This is a genomic window from Pseudomonas sp. NY15463, from assembly GCF_048068415.1.
Taxonomy (GTDB): domain Bacteria; phylum Pseudomonadota; class Gammaproteobacteria; order Pseudomonadales; family Pseudomonadaceae; genus Aquipseudomonas; species Aquipseudomonas mosselii_C.
The window spans coordinates 259,669-277,507 of record NZ_JBLUQD010000004.1 but is presented as its reverse complement, the minus strand read 5'-3'; the positions used below and the strand labels follow the sequence as shown (position 1 = coordinate 277,507).

The window sequence follows — 17,839 nt, the reverse complement described above, 5'->3', positions numbered from 1 at the left end:
CGCCGCTCCCACAGGGTACGCGGCGCGCTTGCGAAATCAGTTCTCTGCACGACAGCGCAGCCCGGCAGGGCTGGGTGAACTCCTACAGGAGGGTGCAATGCCTGCATTGTGCGCTGCACCTGTGGGGCGGGCTTACTCAGCCTTCGAGATAGCGCATCGCTAGCTGCTCGGCTGCCGTACGCGCCGGGGCCTGCAAGTGCGGCGCCACCAGCATCATCACCTGGTACACCACCACCCCCACATCGCCTTCGCGGCCCAAAACCCGCTGATAGTCCAGCGAACACATCAACGTCAGGGTGATCTGCTCCACCAACTGTCCCAGCGCCTGGGTGTGGCTGGTGATCTGGCCGTGACGCTTGAGACTGGCCAGCAATGCCGCCAGGGTGCGCTTGAGCGCGTTGATCAGGCTGCGCATGCCACGCGCCAGCTTGGGCAAGCGGCCGCTCAGGTTGGACAGGTCCTGGAACAGGAAACGGTACTTGGCCATGTGCTCGACGATCAGGTGCAGGAACAGCCAGTAGTCCTCGGCCTCCAGGCGCACGTCCAGGGGTGGGTCGAGCAGTGGCATCAAGGCTTCTTCGAAGCGTTCGAACAACCCGATCACCAACGGCTCCTTGCCGTGGAAGTGGTAATACAGGTTGCCAGGGCTGATGCCCATTTCATTAGCGATTTCCAGGGTCGAGACGTTCGGCTCGCCCTGTTGGTTGAACAGTGTGAGGGCGCATTCCAGGATGCGGTCGCGAGTTTTCATCGGATCAGCGCGCCAACACGTAGGTGCCTGGCGCAGGGCCCAGCACCGGGTAGGTGGCATTGCCCAGCTCCACGCGCGGTGGTTTCAACGGGCCTGAGCGCGCGCCGATCCATTCCAGCCACAGCGGCCACCAGCTGCCTTCGTGGCGTTTGGCATCGTGGAACCAGGCGCGTGGGTCACTGGAGAGCCGGGAGTTTTCCAGGTAGTAGGCCTTCGGATTGCCAGGCGGGTTGATGATGCTCTGGATATGCCCGCTGTTGGCCAGCACGAAGCGCCGTTCTCCGCCGAGCAGCAGTGCCGAGCGGTACACCGCATCCCATGGGGTGATATGGTCGTTGCTGCCGGCGACGGTGAAGCTGTCGAGGTCCACCTGCTTGAGGTCTATGGGCGTGCCGCAGACCTCCAGGCCGTCGGCGAAAGTCAGCGGGTTGTGCTTGAAGAAGTCCAGCAGGTCGCCGTGCAGCGCTGCCGGCAGGCGTGTGTTGTCGGCGTTCCAGTAGAGGATATCGAAGGCCGGTGGGGTCTTGCCCATCAGGTAGTTGTTGACCCAGTAGTTCCAGATCAGATCGTTGGGCCGCATCCAGGCGAAAATCCGCGCCACCTCGCCACCGTCGAGCACGCCGCGCTGGTACGAGCGGCGTTTGGCAGCCTCAAGGGTCTGTTCGTCGGCGAACAGGCTGGCCGGGCTTTCGAACTGGCTGTCCAGCAGGCTCACCAGGTAGGTGGCGCTACGGATCTTGCGCAGTTGCTTTTTAACCTGCAAGTGGCCTTGCAGGGCTGCCATGGTCAGGCCACCGGCGCAAGCGCCCATCAAATTGGGGTCGCGGTTGCCGCTGATGCTCCGGCAGACGTTGAGCGCCTCTTCGAGCGCCTGCACATAGCTCGACAGGCCCCACTCGCGGTGCCGTGGCTCGGGATTGCGCCAACTGATCATGAACACCTGCAGGCCGTGCTTGAGCATGTACTGCACGAAGCTGTTGGTCGGACCCAGGTCGAAGATGTAGAACTTGTTGATCTGTGGCGGCACCACCAGCAAGGGCCTTGCATACTGCTTTTCGCTCAACGGCTTGTACTGGATCAGCTCCAGCATCTCGTTGCGAAACACCACCGCGCCGGGTGTGGCGGCCAGATTGCCGCCGACTTCGAAGGCGCGTTCGTCCACCTGACGTGGCAGGCCATCGTTGTGGCGCAGGTCGTCGAGTAGGTGGCTGGCTCCGCGCAGCAGGCTTTGGCCGCCAGTGTTGAGCAGTTCCTTGATTGCCAGGGGGTTGAGCAGCGAGTTGCTGGGGGCGATTGCGTCGTTGATCAGGTTGAACAGGAACTGCGCACGGGCTCGGTCATCGTGGTCCAGGGCGCTTTGTTCGATCCACAGACGGGTCTGCTTCTGCCAGGCCAGATAGGCTTGCAGGCCACGGCGGTAGAACGGGTTCTGGCTCCAGGTCGGATCGGTGAAGCGGCTGTCGCGCGGATGCGGCTGGTAGGGGGTGTCGCCCAGCATAACCCGGCTCAGGGTGCCGCCAAGCTCCAGCAGGTGGCGGGCGGTGTGCAGCGGGTGGCGCAAGCTGTGGCGACCGACATGGCGCAGGGTCGAGATCAGGTCACGGCCGCGCAGGCCGGTGATCGCGTTCTGCACGTTCATGCTGGCGGCGGGGGCCGGGGCTGTCCCGGGAGCCGGTTTGTCTTTCATGCCAACACTCCATCGTTTAGCAATCGGGCCATCACGGGTTGATCCAGCAGGCGCTCCTACAAGGGGCGAGGTGGGCCATCAGCCGCCCGGGGCCGGCCGCGGGTGCATGACCGCCCGCTGGCGCTCCTGCTGGAGGAATTTCATGATGATGGGGGCGACGGCCTCGGCCCGGGTGATCAGGAACAGGTGGCCGTCGTCGATTATGTGTAGTTGTGCATTGGGAATCCGCCACGCCAGCAGGCGCATGTTGATCAGCGGGATCAGTGGATCGTCGTCGCCGGCCAGCACGAGCGTGGGCTGATGGATCTTGTGCAGCCAGTGAATGCTGGTCCAGCCGAGTCCGGCGAACAACTGCCAGTAGTAGCCGAGCTTGCCGCCGGAGCGCACCTTCGAGGCGTGGTACATCGCCAGTTCCGGGTCGCGGCGAAAGCCCCCACCGTAGATCAGTGGCGCGATGCGGATCACGTGGGAAGGCTGGACGTAGCGCCGGGGGCTGGCCATCATCCACAGCACCTTGGGCTTGCCCGGCACCATCACCGCGCCTGCGGCAGTGGCGGCCAGCACCAGCTTCTTGCAGCGCTCGGGGTAGTCGTGGGCGAACTGTTGCGCCAGCGCGCCGCCCCAGGACACGCCAATCACGTTGACTTGGCCGTAATCGAGGTAATCGAGCATGCGCGCGGTGAGCTTGGCCAGCCCGCTAAACCGATAAGGGTGGCGGGGCGTCGACGACCCACCGACACCGGGCACGTCGAAGGCGATGACTTCCAGGTCCGGGTCCAGTGCCTCGATGAACGGAAACACCAGTTCGAGGTTGGCGCCGATGCCGTTGAAAATCAGCAGCGGGGTCAGATGTGGTTTACCCGGGCGGACTGCCGTGCGGATCGACTGGTCGTCCAGCTCGACGGTCCTGAACAGATACGGTTGCGGCATGCACGTGGCTCTGTGGTTGAGTAGGCTGCGTGGCGCGCACGGGCGCCGCGCAGGGGCCTCTCAGCGTTCGTGGACGTAGGTGCCCGGCGCAGCTTCGCCGGCGGTATAGGTACGGTTACCCAGGCGTGTGGGCGCCTTCTTCAACTCGCCTGCGCGTTCGCCGAGCCAGTTCTGCCAGTGCAGCCACCAGGAGTCGGCGTGCTTGATCGCGTTTTCCTGCCAGGCCAGCGGATCGTCCGGGCGGTCTTCGCCGGTCATGAAGCGGGCCTTGGGGTTGCCTGGCGGGTTGAGGATGCTCTGGATGTGGCCGCTGTTGGACAACACGAACTCGATCTTGCCGCCGAACAGGTGCGCCGAGCGGTAGCACGACTGCCATGGCGTGATGTGGTCGGCGGTGCCGGCGACGCTGTAGATGTCACAGTCGACCGCCTTGAGGTCGATCGCGGTGCCACACACCTCCAGCGCATTGGGGCGCGTCAGGGGGTTGTTCTTGAACATCTCGATCAGGTCGCCATGGAAGGCGGCCGGCAGGCGCGTGGTGTCGTTGTTCCAGAACAGGATGTCGAACACAGGTGGCGCGTTGCCCAGCAGGTAGTTGTTGACCCAGTAGTTCCAGATCAGGTCGTTGGGGCGCATCCAGGCGAATACCTTGGCCATGTCGCTGCCTTCGAGCACCCCGGACTGATAAGAGTGGCGCTTGGCCGCCTCGAGGGTCTGCTCGTCGACGAACAACGCCACCTGGGTGTCGACGGTGGTGTCCAGCACGCTCACCAGCAGGGTCAGGGCATTGACCTTCTTCTCGCCCTGGGCGGCGTAGTGGCCGACCAATGCGGTGCAGGTGATGCCGCCGGAGCAGGCGCCGAGCATGTTCAAGTCCTTGCTGCCGGTAATCGCCAGCACCGCGTCGACCGCTTCCTTGAGCGCGTCGATGTAGGTGGACAGGCCCCATTCGCGCTGGGCCTTGGTGGGGTTGCGCCAGCTGATGATGAAGGTCTGCTGTTGCGAACGCAGGCAAAAGCGCGCCAGGCTCTTTTCCGGGCTCAGGTCGAACACGTAGAACTTGTTGATCTGCGGCGGCACCACCAGCAGGGGGCGGCTGTGCACCTGCTCGGTGATGGGCTTGTACTGGATCAGTTCCAGCACGTCGTTGCGGAACACCACCGCGCCTTCGCTGGTGCCCAGGTTCTTGCCCACCTCGAACGCCTCCATGTTCACCTGGCTGGGCATGCCGCCGTTATGCACCATGTCCTTGGCCAAGTTGGACAGGCCATCGAGCAGGCTCTTGCCGCCGGTTTCGAAGAAGCGCTTGATCGCTGCGGGGTTGGACAGCGTGTTGGTGGGGGCCATGGCCTCAGTCATGAGGTTGATGACGAACTGGCCGCGGCTGATGTCTTGGGGCGACAGGTCGCTGCTGCTGACCCAGTCGTTGAGTTCCTTGCGCCAGGCCAGATAGGTTTGCAGGTAGCGGCGATACAGCGGGTTCTGGCTCCAGGCCGGGTCGCTGAAGCGGCGGTCGTCGCCTTCGGGTTGCAGGCTGGACTTGCCCAGCAGCACATTCTTCAATTCCAGGCCGAAATGCGCCACGTGCTTGGCGCTGTGCAACGGCTGGCGCACGGCCTGGCGCAACACAGTGCGCGCTGAACTCAGCAGATCCTTGCGACGAATGCCGATGACCGGGTTCAGCCCCAGGGTGTTTTCCGAGGCTTGCCGCTGCAACTCATCGTTGTTCTTGTTACTCATCTACGACGCTCCGTTGTCCTGAGACGAGTACCGGCGTGCTGTGACAGCCCGGTACTGTTACTCGGGGTGACCAGTGATAAGGAACAGCGGTGCTGCGACCGGCGACGTGTCGGTGATGAGCGGCGGGGTGTTTTGCGTGTGAAGACAGCCTGCTTTCGCTCGAGACCACGACGTACCGGCCTGGCCCTGCTTGCCGGTGAGGCGATGCAGGGAACTTGCCAGCTCCATTGGTTACCCGACTTTCATGTAATGCGCAAGACAGCCCGTCTCTGGCCGTCTGTCAGGCATTCAAGCAGATGAGATTAGAAAATGCGCTCTAACTCGTAGGAACCTTGAGCTAGAGCATCAGTTTCACGACGGATTCGGCGGGGTCTCGGGATTTGCCGGCCTTGTGAAGTTCGTCCAGGTATTCGGTCCACAGCTGCTGCTGGCGCAGGCAGAGTTGTTCGAGGTATTCCCAGGTGAACAGGCCTGAGTCATGGCCGTCGTCGAAGGTCAGTTTCAGTGCATATTGGCCGGCCGGCTCCAGGCCAGAGAGGCCTACGTTGATCTTGCCAAATTGCAGGATGGGCTTGCCGTGGCCTTGGACTTCGGCGGAGGGGGAGTGTACCCGCAGGAATTCGGCGGGCAGGTGATAGACCTCTTCTGGCCCATAGGTAAGGCTCAGGGTTTTCGAGGCTTTGTGCAGGTTGATGGCGGTGGGCAGGCGGGCCATGGGCGTTCTCTCTTGAGCTTCAGGCTGTAAGCTTCAAGCTTCAAGCTTCAAGCTTCAAGCTTCAAGAGGCGATGCACCTTGCGCCGCAGATAGACCTGCAGAGCAGCGCCGCTGCAAGCGACACAATCGAGCTTGTCGCTTGCAGCTTTCAGCTTGGCGCTTACAGAATGTAACGCGACAGGTCTTCGTTCTGTGCCAGCTCACCCAGGTGGCTGTTCACATACGCAGCGTCGATGTTGATCGGCGTCTCGTCGTGGGCGCTGGCCAAGTCGCCGGCGCTGAACGACACCTCTTCGAGTAGGCGCTCAAGCAGGGTGTGCAGGCGACGGGCACCGATGTTCTCGGTCTTCTCGTTGACTTGGAAGGCGATCTCGGCCAGACGCTTGATGCCCTCGTCGGCGAAGGCGATGTTCAGGCCTTCGGTCTTGAGCAGCTCGCGGTATTGCTCGGTCAGCGAGGCGTGCGGCTCTTTGAGGATGCGCTCGAAGTCTTCCGGGGTCAGCGCCTTGAGCTCGACACGGATCGGCAGGCGGCCTTGCAATTCAGGCACCAGGTCGCTCGGCTTGCTCAGGTGGAACGCGCCAGAGGCGATGAACAGGATATGGTCAGTCTTGACCATGCCCAGCTTGGTGTTGACCGTGCAGCCTTCGATCAGCGGCAGCAGGTCGCGCTGTACACCTTCGCGGGACACATCGGCGCCGCCGACGTTGCCGCGCTTGGCCACCTTGTCGATTTCGTCGATGAACACGATACCGTGCTGCTCGACCGCTTCCAGGGCCTTGGCCTTGAGTTCTTCCTCGTTGACCAGACGGCTGGCTTCTTCGTCGCGAACCATCTTCAGGGCGTCCTTGACCTTCAGCTTGCGCGATTTGCGCTTGCCCTTGCCCATGTTGGCGAACAGGCTTTGTAGCTGGTTGGTCATCTCTTCCATGCCGGGCGGCGCGGCAATCTCGACGCCCATGTTCTCGGCAACTTCGATTTCGATTTCCTTGTCGTCCAGCTGACCTTCACGCAGGCGCTTGCGGAACAGCTGGCGGGTGTTGGAATCGCTGCTGCTCTGCTGGGCTTCCTCGCTGAAGCTGCTGACCCGTGCTTGCGGCAGCAGGGCATCGAGGATGCGGTCTTCGGCGGCGTCTTCGGCGCGGTGGCGCACCCGCACGATTTCCTGCTCACGCAGCATCTTCAGGGCGGCATCGGCTAGGTCGCGGATGATCGATTCGACGTCACGGCCGACATAGCCGACCTCGGTGAACTTGGTCGCCTCGACCTTGATGAACGGCGCGTTGGCCAGCTTGGCCAGGCGTCGGGCAATTTCAGTCTTGCCCACGCCGGTGGGGCCAATCATCAGGATGTTTTTGGGGGTCACTTCCTGGCGCAGTTCGGCGGGTAGCTGCATGCGCCGCCAGCGGTTGCGCAGGGCGATGGCCACGGCGCGCTTGGCGTCGTCCTGGCCGATGATGTGGCGGTTGAGTTCGTGGACGATCTCGCGGGGGGTCATGGACATGGTGAATATGGTCCTCGAGCAGAATGGGTCAGCGTGGAAAAGCCCCACCACCGAGGTGGGGCGCCAGAACAGCTGATCACTCGGCCAGGTCCTGCTCCTCGATGGTCAGGTTGTGGTTGGTGAACACGCAGATGTCACCGGCGATGTTCAGGGCGGTCTCGGCGATTTCACGGGCCGAGAGGTCGGTCTTGTTCAGCAGGGCGCGGGCGGCGGCCTGGGCGTAGGCGCCACCGGAACCCATGGCGATCAGGCCGTCTTCGGGTTCGACCACGTCGCCGTTGCCGGTGATGATCAGGGAGGCGTCCTTGTTGGCAACGGCCAGCATCGCTTCCAGGCGGCTGAGCGAGCGGTCGGTACGCCATTCCTTGGCCAGTTCCACGGCAGCACGCACCAGATGGCCGGAGTGTTTCTGCAGCTGGGCTTCGAAGCGCTCGAACAGTGTGAAGGCGTCGGCAGTGGCGCCGGCGAAGCCTGCGATTACCTGGCCGTTGTACAGGCGCCGGACTTTCTTGGCGTTGCCTTTCATCACGGTGTTGCCGAGGGAAACCTGGCCGTCGCCGCCCATGACGACTTTGCCGTTACGGCGGACAGAAACGATGGTAGTCAAGGGAGAGTCTCCACGCAGCGGGGCGAAAATGCCTGATGCAGAGACATATGGGGGTGGGGGGAAGGATTTCAACCGGGGAAGATGAATGGTCGCCTTTGCACCGCCCCTGTAGGAGCGGCACAAGGCCGCTCCTACAGGGATCGCGCAGGCAACGGATGACGCGCTCAGGCCTCGTGGCAGACGTGCCCATCGACCAGGGTATAACGCACCGCACCCGGCAGGCAGTGGCCGATGAACGGGCAGTTATCGCCGCGCGAGAACCATTGCTCGCCCGCCACGGTGGAGGCTTGTGGGTCGAACAGCACCAGGTCTGCCGCGCCGCCGACTTTCAGCTCGCCCGCTGGCAGGCGCAGTGCAGCGGCCGGGCCACTGGACAGGCGTGCGAGCAGGGTTGGTAGGTCGAGCAGGCCATCCTCGACCAGCGTCATTGCCAGCGGCAGCAGCAACTCGACGCTGCTGATGCCCGGCTCAGTGGCACCGAATGGGGCCAGCTTGGCGTCACGCTCGTGGGGCTGGTGATGGCTGGAGATCGCCTGGATCACACCGGACTTGACCGCCTCGCGCAGGCCGTCGCGGTCGGCGGCGGTACGCAGCGGCGGTTGCACGTGGTACAGGCTGGAAAAGTCGCGCAGCGCCTCGTCGGTGAGGATCAGCTGGTACAGCGCCACATCGGCGGTCACCGGCAGCCCGAGTTGCTGGGCCTGGGCGATCAGCCGCGCGCCACGGGCACTGGTGATCTGGCTGAAGTGGGCACGCACGCCGCTTTGCTCGACCAGCAGCAGGTTGCGCGCCAAGGCTACGGTTTCGGCGCTTTCAGGGATGCCGGGCAAGCCCAGGAAACTGGCCATCGGGCCTTCGTGGGCCAAGCCACCTTGCGACAGGTCGCGGTCCTGCGAGTGGAACACCACGGTCAGGTCGAAAGTCGCGGCGTACTCAAGCGCGCGGGCCAGGGTGCGGTTGTTGGGGATCTCTTTCAGGCCGTTGCCGAACGCTACGCAGCCGGTGTCGCGCAGCGCCACCAACTCGGCCAGTTGCTCGCCTTCCAGGCCCTTGGTCAGGGCGCCGATCGGGTAGACCTTGCTGTTGGCAGCTTCGCGGGCACGGTCGAGAATCAGCTCGGCCACCGCTGGGGTGTCGAGCACCGGCTTGGTTTGCGGCGGGCAGCACAGGCTGGTGACACCACCAGCCACCGCCGCGCGGGTTTCGCTGGCGATGTTGCCTTTGCGGCTATAGCCCGGCTCGCGTAGCGATACGCCCAGGTCTACCAGGCCTGGCGCGGCCACCAGGCCATGCGCCTCGATCACGCGGCTGGCGCTGAAGCCGGTCGGCGCCGCGCCGAGGGCAACGATGCGCCCGCCGTCCAGGTGCAGGTCGGTAACGCTGTCCAGGCCGCTGTGCGGATCGATCACCCGGGCGCCAATGATACTGATGGTCACAGGGCGTTCTCCTGGTCGAATTGACGTTGCGCGTTCTGTCCGCTCATGGCCATGGACAGCACCGCCATGCGGACGGCGATGCCGTAGGTGACCTGGTTGAGGATCACCGAATGTTTGCCGTCGGCGACCGCCGACTCGATCTCCACGCCGCGGTTGATAGGGCCTGGGTGCATGACGATGGCATCGGGTTTGGCGCCGGCCAGGCGCGCGGTGGTCAGGCCGAACAGGCGGTAGAACTCACCTTCGCTGGGCAGCAGGCCGCCGGCCATGCGTTCACGTTGCAGGCGCAGCATGATCACCACGTCGACGTCTTTCAGGCCTTCGGCCATGTCGGTGTAGACCTTCACGCCATACTGCTCGATACCCACCGGAATCAAGGTTTTCGGGCCGATCACGCGGATATCCGGACAGCCCAGGGTCTTGAGCGCGAGCATGTCCGAGCGGGCCACGCGCGAGTGCAGGATGTCGCCGACGATCGCCACCGAGAGGTTCTCGAAGCTGCCTTTGTGGCGGCGGATGGTCAGCATGTCGAGCATGCCCTGGGTCGGGTGTGCGTGGCGGCCATCGCCACCGTTGATCACGGCCACGTCCGGGCAAACGTGCTCGGCGATGAAGTGCGCAGCACCGGAGTCGGAGTGGCGCACGACGAACATGTCGGCGGCCATGGCTTCGAGGTTGCGCAGGGTGTCGAACAAGGTTTCGCCCTTGCTGGTCGAGGAGGTCGACACATTGAGGCTGATCACGTCCGCCGACAGGCGCTGGGCTGCCAGTTCGAACGTAGTGCGGGTGCGGGTGGAGTTCTCGAAGAACACGTTGCACACCGTCTTGCCGCGCAGCAACGGGACTTTCTTCACGGCTCGAGCGCCGACTTCGAGGAACGAGTCGGCGGTCTCGAGGATCTCGGTGAGCAGTTCGCGGGGCAAACCGTCGAGCGAGAGGAAATGGCGTAGCTGGCCCTGATCATTGAGCTGCAGCGGGCGCTTGGCGTCGAATGGCGTCATCGCAGGGGACTCTTAAAGGGCGGATGCGGGTGCGAGGTCCTGGCGCTCGAGGGCGAGCGGGGCGGGTCCGGTCAATTTTACCCGTTCATGGGCAGCCAGCGACAGGGTGGCACCTAGCACATTGGGGCGGATCGGCAGCTCACCGGCGTCCAGATCGAGCAGGCACACCAGCGTTACGCTGGCCGGGCGACCGTAGTCGAACAGTTCGTTGAGGGCGGCACGAATGGTCCGGCCACTCATCAGCACGTCGTCGATCAGCACCAGATGCTGGCCTTCGATCTCGAACGGAAGCTCCGAGGGGCGCACCTGCGGGTGCAGGCCGTTCTGGCTGAAATCGTCACGGTAGAACGAGACGTCGAGCGTGCCCAGCGGGCTGCTGTCGCCCAGCTCGGCTTGCAGCGCCTGGGCCACCCACACGCCACCGGTGCGGATGCCGATGTAGCGTGGTTCGGTAATGGCACGGCGGGCCAGGTGGGCGCGAAGGTCGACGGCCATCTGCCGGATCAGCTCGGCGGGATTGGGTAGGCTCATTGCGTGCTCCTTGGGCGGGGTGCCGGGTGGCTCCGGCGGCAAAGCGGATTTAAGTGTTGGCCTCCAGCCAGCCTTGCAGCAGCAGCGCGGCGGCGATGGCGTCGACCGGGTTGTCGCGATAGCTGCCGTGACGGTTGCCCCGGGCCATCTGCTCGCCCTTGGCTTCGAAGGTGGTCAGGCGCTCGTCGTGGGTGTGTACCGGCAGGTTGTAGCGCCCGTGCAGGCGGCGGGCGAACTTTTCGGCGCGCTCGCTCATCTCGCTGGGGGTGCCGTCCATGTTCAGCGGCAGGCCAACGACGATGGCATCGGGCTTCCATTCCTTGATCAGCTTCTCCACCTGGTTCCAGTCCGGCACGCCGTTTTGGGCCTTGAGCGTGCACAGCTCGCGGGCCTGGCCGGTGATCACCTGGCCGACCGCCACGCCGATCTGTTTGCTGCCGTAGTCGAAGCCCAGCAGTAGGCGCAGTTCGGCCATCAGGCGTGGCCTGCCTGGCTGGTGAGCAGGCTGAGGTTGATGCCCAGGCTCGCGGCGGCAGCGTCCAGGCGCAGGTCGCTGGCCAGGCCGAAGATGATCTCGGAGTCGAACGGGCAGTTGAGCCAAGCGTTGTCGGCCAGCTCGGCTTCCAGTTGCCCTGCTTCCCAGCCGGCGTAGCCGAGGGTGATCAGGCTCTGCTTGGGCCCCACGCCCGCCGCGATGGCCAGCAGCACGTCCTGCGAGGTGGTCAGCGACAGCCCTTCAAGCGCCACCGTTGCCTGGAAGCTGCACTCGTTGCTGTGCAGCACGAAGCCGCGGTCGGTCTGCACCGGGCCGCCCTGGTAGATGGGCACCTGCAAGGTGCTGGCCGGCGGCTGCTCGTCGGGGCGCAGTTGCTCCAGGATATCGGCCAGGTTCAGCTCCTGCGGCCGGTTGACCACTAGCCCCATGGCGCCGTTGGCGTTGTGCTCGACGATATAAGTCAGCGTTTGCGCGAAGTTCGGGTCGCTCATGTGCGGCATGGCGATCAGGAACTGGTGCTTTAGGTAGCTGGGGCTGATGGTTTTCATGAGCGCTAGTGTGGCGCCAGGTGGCGAGGCTGACAAGGTGCTCGATGCGCCATGCACTCCCTTGTAGGAGCGGCCTTGTGTCGCGAAAGGGCTGCGCAGCGGCCCCAGGATCTTGGCTATGGCACCTATCGTCGGGGCCGCTACGCGCCCCTTTCGCGGCACAAGGCCGCTCCTACACGGGCCAGGCGGGCCTTTGTCAGTTACTCGACAGCTTGTCCCCACGGGCAAAGCGCCAGGTGCGAATGATTTCCAGCCGGTCGAACTCGGCCATGTCGCCGGTGAATGGCGCGAACGGCGCCGCCAGCCGCACGATGCGTTGGGCCGCCTGATCCAGCACCGGCTGGCCAGACGACTCCAGTACCAGTACCTCATACAGCGAACCGTCATGGTTGATCGACACCATCAGGCGCAAGCTGCCGTACATCTGTTGGCGCCGGGCCTCCTCGGGGTAGTTGAGGTTGCCGATGCGTTCGACCTTCTTGCGCCACTCTTCCTTGTACCAGGCGCCCTTGTCGCGCATGGTCGAGGCGGCGTTCAGGCGGTGAATGCGCGGGCGCTTGGCGTAGCGCTGCTGCTCGTTGGAAAGCTCCGCCTCAAGGCTGGCGATCTGGCTCGACAACTGCGAGCTGTCGAAGTCTGGCACTTTGGCCTCGGCCTGCGGCTGGGGCTTGGTTTCCTTTGGCTTGGGCTCGACCTTCTGCGCCTTGGGCGCCTGGGTGGTGACGGCGGACTTGTGCTGCACCACAGGCGGTGGCACCTCCTGGCGGGCGGCAGGGGGCGGGGTGACCTTGTTGATCTTGCTGTCCTGGAACGGCGCCACTTCAGTGGTCTTGGGAACCGCCTTCTTGTCCAGCGTGCCGCTGCCCTGCTGGTTTTCCTGGGCCTGGAAGTCGGCTTTCTCGGGCGCTTTCTCGCTCTTGAAGGTGGCCAGGGTGATGTCCAGGGTCTGGCGGATGTCGGCTGGTTTGACCACGCTGAAACCCACGCCGAGGATCAGCGCCAGGTGCACCAGGGCCGCCAGGAACAGGGTAAAGCCTAGCCGGTCCACCGGGCGGACGCGGGGTGGCAGCAGGTCGGAGGGGATGTCGGCGGGGAGCGTCATCGGATATCCAAGGGCAGCTTCGAGTTACAAGCTGCAAGCTCCAAGCAAGAGCGGTTCGGTGCAGGCCGGTTGGTGCTTGTGGCTTGCGGCTTGAAGCTTGCGGCTGCGCATCATACCCCACTGCGCGGTATTGCCGCGTGTCCTCGGTCAGCGTGCCTGCAACTGGCGATCAATGGCGTCCATCAACTGGCCACCGATATTGGTGTTGAACGCTGCATCGATCTCGCGGATGCAGGTTGGGCTGGTGACGTTGATTTCGGTGAGGTGCTCGCCGATCACGTCCAGGCCGACGAACAGCAGGCCTTTGGCACGCAGGGTCGGGCCGACCTGGGCGGCGATCCAGCGGTCGCGCTCGGTCAGCGGGCGGGCCTCGCCACGGCCACCGGCGGCCAGGTTGCCGCGGGTCTCGCCGCTGGCCGGGATGCGTGCCAGGCAGTAGTCCACCGGCTCGCCGTCGATCATCAGGATGCGCTTGTCGCCGTCCACGATGGCCGGCAGGTAGGCCTGCGCCATGATCTGCTGCGCGCCCAGGGCGGTAAGGGTTTCGAGGATAACCGACAGGTTCGGGTCACCGGCGCGGTGGCGGAAGATCGAGGTGCCGCCCATGCCGTCCAGCGGCTTGAGGATCACATCGCCATGCTCGGCGGCGAATTGGCGGATGATGTCCGGGCGGCGGCTGACCAGCGTCGGCGGGGTGCACTGCGGGAACAACGTGGCAAAGAGCTTTTCGTTGCAGTCGCGCAGGCTTTGCGGGCGGTTGACCACCAGCACGCCTTCGGCTTCGGCCTGCTCCAGCAGGTAGGTGCTGTAGACGAACTCCATGTCGAAAGGCGGATCCTTGCGCATCAGGATCACGTTCAACTCTGACAGCAGGCTGTCCTGTTCATCGCCAAGCTCGAACCAGCGCGCCGGGTCGGCGAACACCTTCAGCGGGCGCATCCGTGCGCGGGCCTTGCCCTGGGCCTGGTACAGGTCGCGCTGCTCCATGTAGAACAGCTCCCAGCCACGTTCCTGGGCGGCCAGCAACATGGCCAGCGAGCTGTCCTTTTTGTAGGAGATGGACGCGATGGGGTCCATGACAATCCCGAGGCGAACGCTCATGGGGTAATTCCTCTTGGCGGCCACTGGCCGCGATGGCACGAAAATGAAAGTGGCTCAGGGTGGCGCCGGGCGCGCGCCTGGTCAAGGGGCGGGCAGATGGAATGGCTACCGGGACTGTGTTAAAAAGGCGCGAACAAGCTTCAAGTTTCGAGCCGCAAGCTACAAGAATGAAGCCCTGTGCAGCGATCTGCTCTTTCTTGCCGTGTGTGCTCGCAGCTTGCCGCTCAGGCGAGAGCAGCAATGGTGGCAAAATCTATGGAACACCCCCTGAAGGTGATGGTGATCGACGATTCGCGCACGATCCGCCGCACTGCGCAGATGTTGCTCGGCGAGGCCGGTTGCGAGGTGATCACCGCCAGCGACGGCTTCGATGCCCTGGCCAAGATCGTCGATCACAAGCCGCACATCATCTTCGTCGATGTGCTCATGCCGCGCCTGGACGGTTACCAGACCTGCGCGGTCATCAAGCACAACCACGAATTCAGCGACACCCCGGTGATCCTGCTGTCTTCCCGCGATGGCCTGTTCGACAAGGCCCGCGGTCGGGTGGTGGGTTCCGACCAGTTCCTGACCAAGCCGTTCAGCAAGGAAGAACTGCTCGATGCGATCCGTGCCCACGTGCCCGGTTTCGTCGAGCAGCCGCAACACGCACCCTGACACCGCCCGCCGAGGCGGCGTTTCACGTTCCTCATGGGGAAAGAGCATGGCCCGAGTTCTGATTGTCGACGACTCGCCGACAGAAATGTACCGATTGACCGAGTGGCTCGAAAAACACGGCCACCAGGTCCTCAAGGCCGACAACGGCGCCGACGGCGTGGCCCTGGCCCGCCAGGAAAAACCCGACGCGGTGCTGATGGACATCGTCATGCCTGGCATGAACGGCTTCCAGGCCACCCGCCAGTTGAGCAAGGACCCGGAAACCAGCGCCATTCCGGTGGTGGTGGTGACTGCCAAGGATCAGGAAACCGACCGCATCTGGGCGGCCCGCCAGGGCGCCCGGGATTTCCTGACCAAGCCGGTCGAGGAAGACGCGCTGATCGCCAAGCTCAGCGAGGTGCTCGGCGCTTGACCACCCGCCCCCAGGGCGCGTCGCTGACCGCCTTCGAGTTGCTGCTGGACATTGACCGGCGCTGTCGCCTGCTGGTGGCCGACCAGCCGCTGCAAGACACCCGCCTGCAGCAGTGGAGCGGCATCGGCTTTCGCATCGCCGGGCAGTGGTTCGTCGCGCCCATGGGCGAGGTCGCCGAGGTTCTGCGTGAGCCCCGCAGCAGCCGTGTGCCGGGGGTACAGCCCTGGGTGCGCGGGATGGCTAACCTGCGTGGGCGGTTGCTGCCGGTGATGGATCTGTGTGCGTTTTTCGGGCTGGGGCCGGCAGCGCCAGGCAAGCAGCGCCGGGTGCTGGTGCTGGATCACGAAGAGCTGTTCGCCGGGTTGCTGGTCGACGAGGTGATGGGGCTACAGCACTTCGCTTTGAACAGTCTGGAGCTGTCGCCGCCGCAGCCGCTGATCCGCGCGGCCGCGCCTTACGTCCAGGGGCATTTCCCGCGTGAGCGCAATTGGGCGATCTTCAGCCCGTTCGCCCTGGCCCAGGCGCCGGGCTTTCTCGATGTGGCGTTGTAGAGGATTTTCGACGTGAACAAGCCGGGCCCTTCCGTTTCTCCCGCCGCCGTGGTCCAGCGCCCGCGCAGCACTGCGCAGATCACCGTGCTGTTCGTGGTCCTGATCCTGTCGATCATTCTGCTGTTCGCCAATTTCGCCTACCTCAACACCCAGTCCAATCACGACAAGCAGTACATCGGGCATGCCGGCGAGTTGCGCGTGCTCTCCCAGCGCATCGCCAAGAACGCCACCGAGGCGGCCACCGGCAAAGCCTTGGCGTTCCGTCAGCTGAGCGATGCGCGCAACGATTTCGAGCGGCGTTGGGACTACCTGCGTCATGGCGACAAGAGCACCGGCTTGCCGTCGGCACCGGCCGCCGTGCGCGAGGAAATGGATGCGGTGCGCCAGGACTGGGACAACCTGCGCAAGAACACCGACACCATCCTGGGCAGTGAGCAGACCGTGCTGTCGCTGCACCAGGTAGCGGCGACCCTGGCCGAAACCGTGCCACAGTTGCAGGTCGAGTATGAAAAGGTGGTCGAGATTCTGCTGCAAAGTGGCGCCCCGGCCGCTCAGGTGGCCGTGGCCCAACGCCAGTTGCTGCTGGCCGAGCGCATCCTCGGATCGGTCAATACGGTGCTGGCGGGCGACGAAGCCTCGGTGCAGGCCGCCGATGCGTTTGGCCGCGATGCCAGCCGTTTCGGCCAAGTGCTCGAAGGCATGCTGGCGGGCAATCCGGCCATTCACGTGACCCGGGTCGAGGACACCGACGCGCGTGCGCGTCTGGCGGAAATCTCCGAGCTGTTCCAATTTGTCGCAGGTTCGGTCGACGAGATCCTCGAAACCTCGCCCGAGCTGTTTCGCGTACGCGAGGCCGCCAGCAACATCTTCAGTCTTTCCCAGACCCTGCTCGATGAAGCCTCGCACCTGGCCAACGGCTTCGAGAACCTTGCAGGCGGACGCACCCTGGATACCGTAGGCGGCTACGTGCTTGGCCTGCTGGCACTGGCCTCGATCATCCTCATCGGGCTGGTGATGGTGCGCGCCACCCACCGCCAGTTGCGCGAGACCGCCGAGAAGAACGAACGTAACCAGCAGGCGATCATGCGCCTGCTGGACGAAATCGAAGAGCTGGCCGACGGCGACCTGACCGTCACGGTGTCAGTCACCGAGGACTTCACCGGGGCCATCGCCGATTCGATCAACTACTCGGTCGACCAACTGCGCGACCTGGTCGCCACTATCAACCACAGTGCCGAGCAGGTGGCGGCGGCGGTGCAAGACACGCAGAACACTGCGCGCCAGTTGGCCAAGGCTTCGGAGCATCAGGCCGACCAGATCAGCGAGGCGTCCGAGGCTGTCGGCGACATGGTCGAGTCGATCGACCGGGTATCGGCCCACGCCTACGAGTCGGCCAAGGTGGCCGAGCGCTCGGTGGCCATCGCCAACAAGGGCAATGAGGTGGTGCACAACACCATCCATGGCATGGACAACATCCGCGAGCAGATCCAGGACACCGCCAAACGGATCAAGCGTTTGGGCGAATCTTCCCAGGAGATTGGCGATATCGTCAGCCTGATCGACGACATTGCCGACCAGACCAACATTCTCGCCCTCAACGCGGCGATCCAGGCCTCGCTGGCCGGCGAGGCCGGGCGTGGGTTCGCCGTGGTAGCCGACGAGGTACAACGCCTGGCCGAGCGTTCGTCTTCGGCCACCCGGCAGATCGAAGCGCTGGTACGCACCATCCAGGCCGACACCCACGAGGCAGTCACCTCGATGGAGCAGACCACCGCCGAGGTTGTCCGTGGCGCGCGGCTAGCCCAGGACGCCGGCGTGGCGCTGGCCGAGATCGAAGGCGTGTCGCAGACCTTGGCCGAGCTGATCCACAGCATTTCCGATGCCGCCCAGTTGCAGACCTCTTCAGCCGGGCAGATTTCCCACACCATGGCGGTGATCCAGCAGATCACCGCGCAGACCTCCGCAGGCTCCGGCGCCACTGCCGATAGCATTCGCCACCTGGCGCGCATGGCCAGCGAGATGCGCCGCTCGGTGTCCGGTTTCACCTTGCCCAAGGTCGAGCGCTCGTGA

18 protein-coding genes are annotated in these 17,839 nt (G+C 64.4%); 4 read left to right on the top strand and 14 right to left on the bottom strand.

Going from position 1 to position 17,839, the window contains the following annotated elements; all coding sequences use genetic code 11:
* Positions 1-136: 136 nt before the first annotated feature.
* The 14 genes from ACNFIC_RS12015 to gshB form a co-directional block, all read right to left on the bottom strand.
* Complete coding sequence (locus ACNFIC_RS12015) at positions 137-751, bottom strand: TetR/AcrR family transcriptional regulator (protein ID WP_138219254.1); 615 nt, start codon at positions 749-751, stop codon at positions 137-139.
* A gap of 4 nt (positions 752-755) precedes the next feature.
* The gene (gene phaC / locus ACNFIC_RS12010) at positions 756-2,438 is read right to left on the bottom strand and encodes a class II poly(R)-hydroxyalkanoic acid synthase (protein ID WP_416781069.1); all 1,683 of its coding nucleotides are present in this window, start codon (positions 2,436-2,438) and stop codon (positions 756-758) included.
* Positions 2,439-2,516: 78 nt separating this feature from the next.
* Positions 2,517-3,368, bottom strand: coding sequence for a poly(3-hydroxyalkanoate) depolymerase (gene phaZ / locus ACNFIC_RS12005; RefSeq protein WP_416781068.1), 852 nt, complete (start codon positions 3,366-3,368; stop codon positions 2,517-2,519).
* Between the two features lie 60 nt (positions 3,369-3,428).
* On the bottom strand, positions 3,429-5,108 hold the full coding sequence (phaC, locus tag ACNFIC_RS12000) for a class II poly(R)-hydroxyalkanoic acid synthase (protein WP_138219251.1): 1,680 nt from the start codon (positions 5,106-5,108) through the stop codon (positions 3,429-3,431).
* Between the two features lie 337 nt (positions 5,109-5,445).
* Positions 5,446-5,823, bottom strand: coding sequence for a gamma-butyrobetaine hydroxylase-like domain-containing protein (locus ACNFIC_RS11995; RefSeq protein WP_138219250.1), 378 nt, complete (start codon positions 5,821-5,823; stop codon positions 5,446-5,448).
* 160 nt (positions 5,824-5,983) lie between these two features.
* A complete protein-coding gene (hslU, locus tag ACNFIC_RS11990; RefSeq protein WP_138219249.1) occupies positions 5,984-7,327 on the bottom strand; it encodes an ATP-dependent protease ATPase subunit HslU in 1,344 nt (447 codons plus the stop codon).
* Positions 7,328-7,403: 76 nt separating this feature from the next.
* Positions 7,404-7,934: an ATP-dependent protease subunit HslV gene (gene hslV, locus ACNFIC_RS11985; protein ID WP_134690445.1), complete on the bottom strand. Its 531-nt coding sequence runs from the start codon at positions 7,932-7,934 to the stop codon at positions 7,404-7,406.
* A gap of 164 nt (positions 7,935-8,098) precedes the next feature.
* Positions 8,099-9,370 carry a dihydroorotase gene (locus tag ACNFIC_RS11980; protein ID WP_416781067.1) on the bottom strand — a complete coding sequence of 424 codons (1,272 nt, stop codon included), beginning with the start codon at positions 9,368-9,370 and terminating at the stop codon, positions 8,099-8,101.
* Positions 9,367-10,371, bottom strand: a complete 1,005-nt coding sequence (locus ACNFIC_RS11975) for an aspartate carbamoyltransferase catalytic subunit (protein ID WP_138219247.1) — start codon at positions 10,369-10,371, stop codon at positions 9,367-9,369. Before ACNFIC_RS11975 ends, ACNFIC_RS11980 begins: the two co-directional genes overlap by 4 nt.
* A gap of 12 nt (positions 10,372-10,383) precedes the next feature.
* Entirely contained in the window at positions 10,384-10,902 is a 519-nt protein-coding gene (gene pyrR / locus ACNFIC_RS11970; protein WP_138219246.1) for a bifunctional pyr operon transcriptional regulator/uracil phosphoribosyltransferase PyrR, read from the bottom strand.
* Positions 10,903-10,951: 49 nt separating this feature from the next.
* Complete coding sequence (gene ruvX / locus ACNFIC_RS11965) at positions 10,952-11,377, bottom strand: Holliday junction resolvase RuvX (protein ID WP_138219245.1); 426 nt, start codon at positions 11,375-11,377, stop codon at positions 10,952-10,954.
* Positions 11,377-11,946 carry a YqgE/AlgH family protein gene (locus tag ACNFIC_RS11960; RefSeq protein ID WP_138219244.1) on the bottom strand — a complete coding sequence of 190 codons (570 nt, stop codon included), beginning with the start codon at positions 11,944-11,946 and terminating at the stop codon, positions 11,377-11,379. The genes ruvX and ACNFIC_RS11960 overlap by 1 nt, the downstream gene beginning before the upstream one ends.
* 196 nt (positions 11,947-12,142) lie before the next feature.
* On the bottom strand, positions 12,143-13,048 hold the full coding sequence (locus tag ACNFIC_RS11955; protein WP_138219243.1) for an energy transducer TonB: 906 nt from the start codon (positions 13,046-13,048) through the stop codon (positions 12,143-12,145).
* A 147-nt stretch (positions 13,049-13,195) separates the two neighbouring features.
* On the bottom strand, positions 13,196-14,149 hold the full coding sequence (gene gshB / locus ACNFIC_RS11950) for a glutathione synthase (RefSeq protein WP_138219242.1): 954 nt from the start codon (positions 14,147-14,149) through the stop codon (positions 13,196-13,198).
* 255 nt (positions 14,150-14,404) lie between these two features.
* Between gshB and ACNFIC_RS11945 the strand changes: the two genes are divergently transcribed.
* Genes ACNFIC_RS11945 through ACNFIC_RS11930 form a run of 4 tightly spaced genes read left to right on the top strand, consistent with a single transcriptional unit; the run spans position 14,405 to position 17,839 of the window.
* Positions 14,405-14,806: a response regulator gene (locus ACNFIC_RS11945; RefSeq protein ID WP_138219241.1), complete on the top strand. Its 402-nt coding sequence runs from the start codon at positions 14,405-14,407 to the stop codon at positions 14,804-14,806.
* A gap of 46 nt (positions 14,807-14,852) precedes the next feature.
* Entirely contained in the window at positions 14,853-15,218 is a 366-nt protein-coding gene (gene pilH, locus ACNFIC_RS11940; protein WP_138219240.1) for a twitching motility response regulator PilH, read from the top strand.
* Positions 15,215-15,769, top strand: coding sequence for a chemotaxis protein CheW (locus ACNFIC_RS11935; protein ID WP_416781066.1), 555 nt, complete (start codon positions 15,215-15,217; stop codon positions 15,767-15,769). The genes pilH and ACNFIC_RS11935 overlap by 4 nt, the downstream gene beginning before the upstream one ends.
* A gap of 48 nt (positions 15,770-15,817) precedes the next feature.
* Positions 15,818-17,839, top strand: a complete 2,022-nt coding sequence (locus tag ACNFIC_RS11930) for a methyl-accepting chemotaxis protein (RefSeq protein ID WP_416781173.1) — start codon at positions 15,818-15,820, stop codon at positions 17,837-17,839.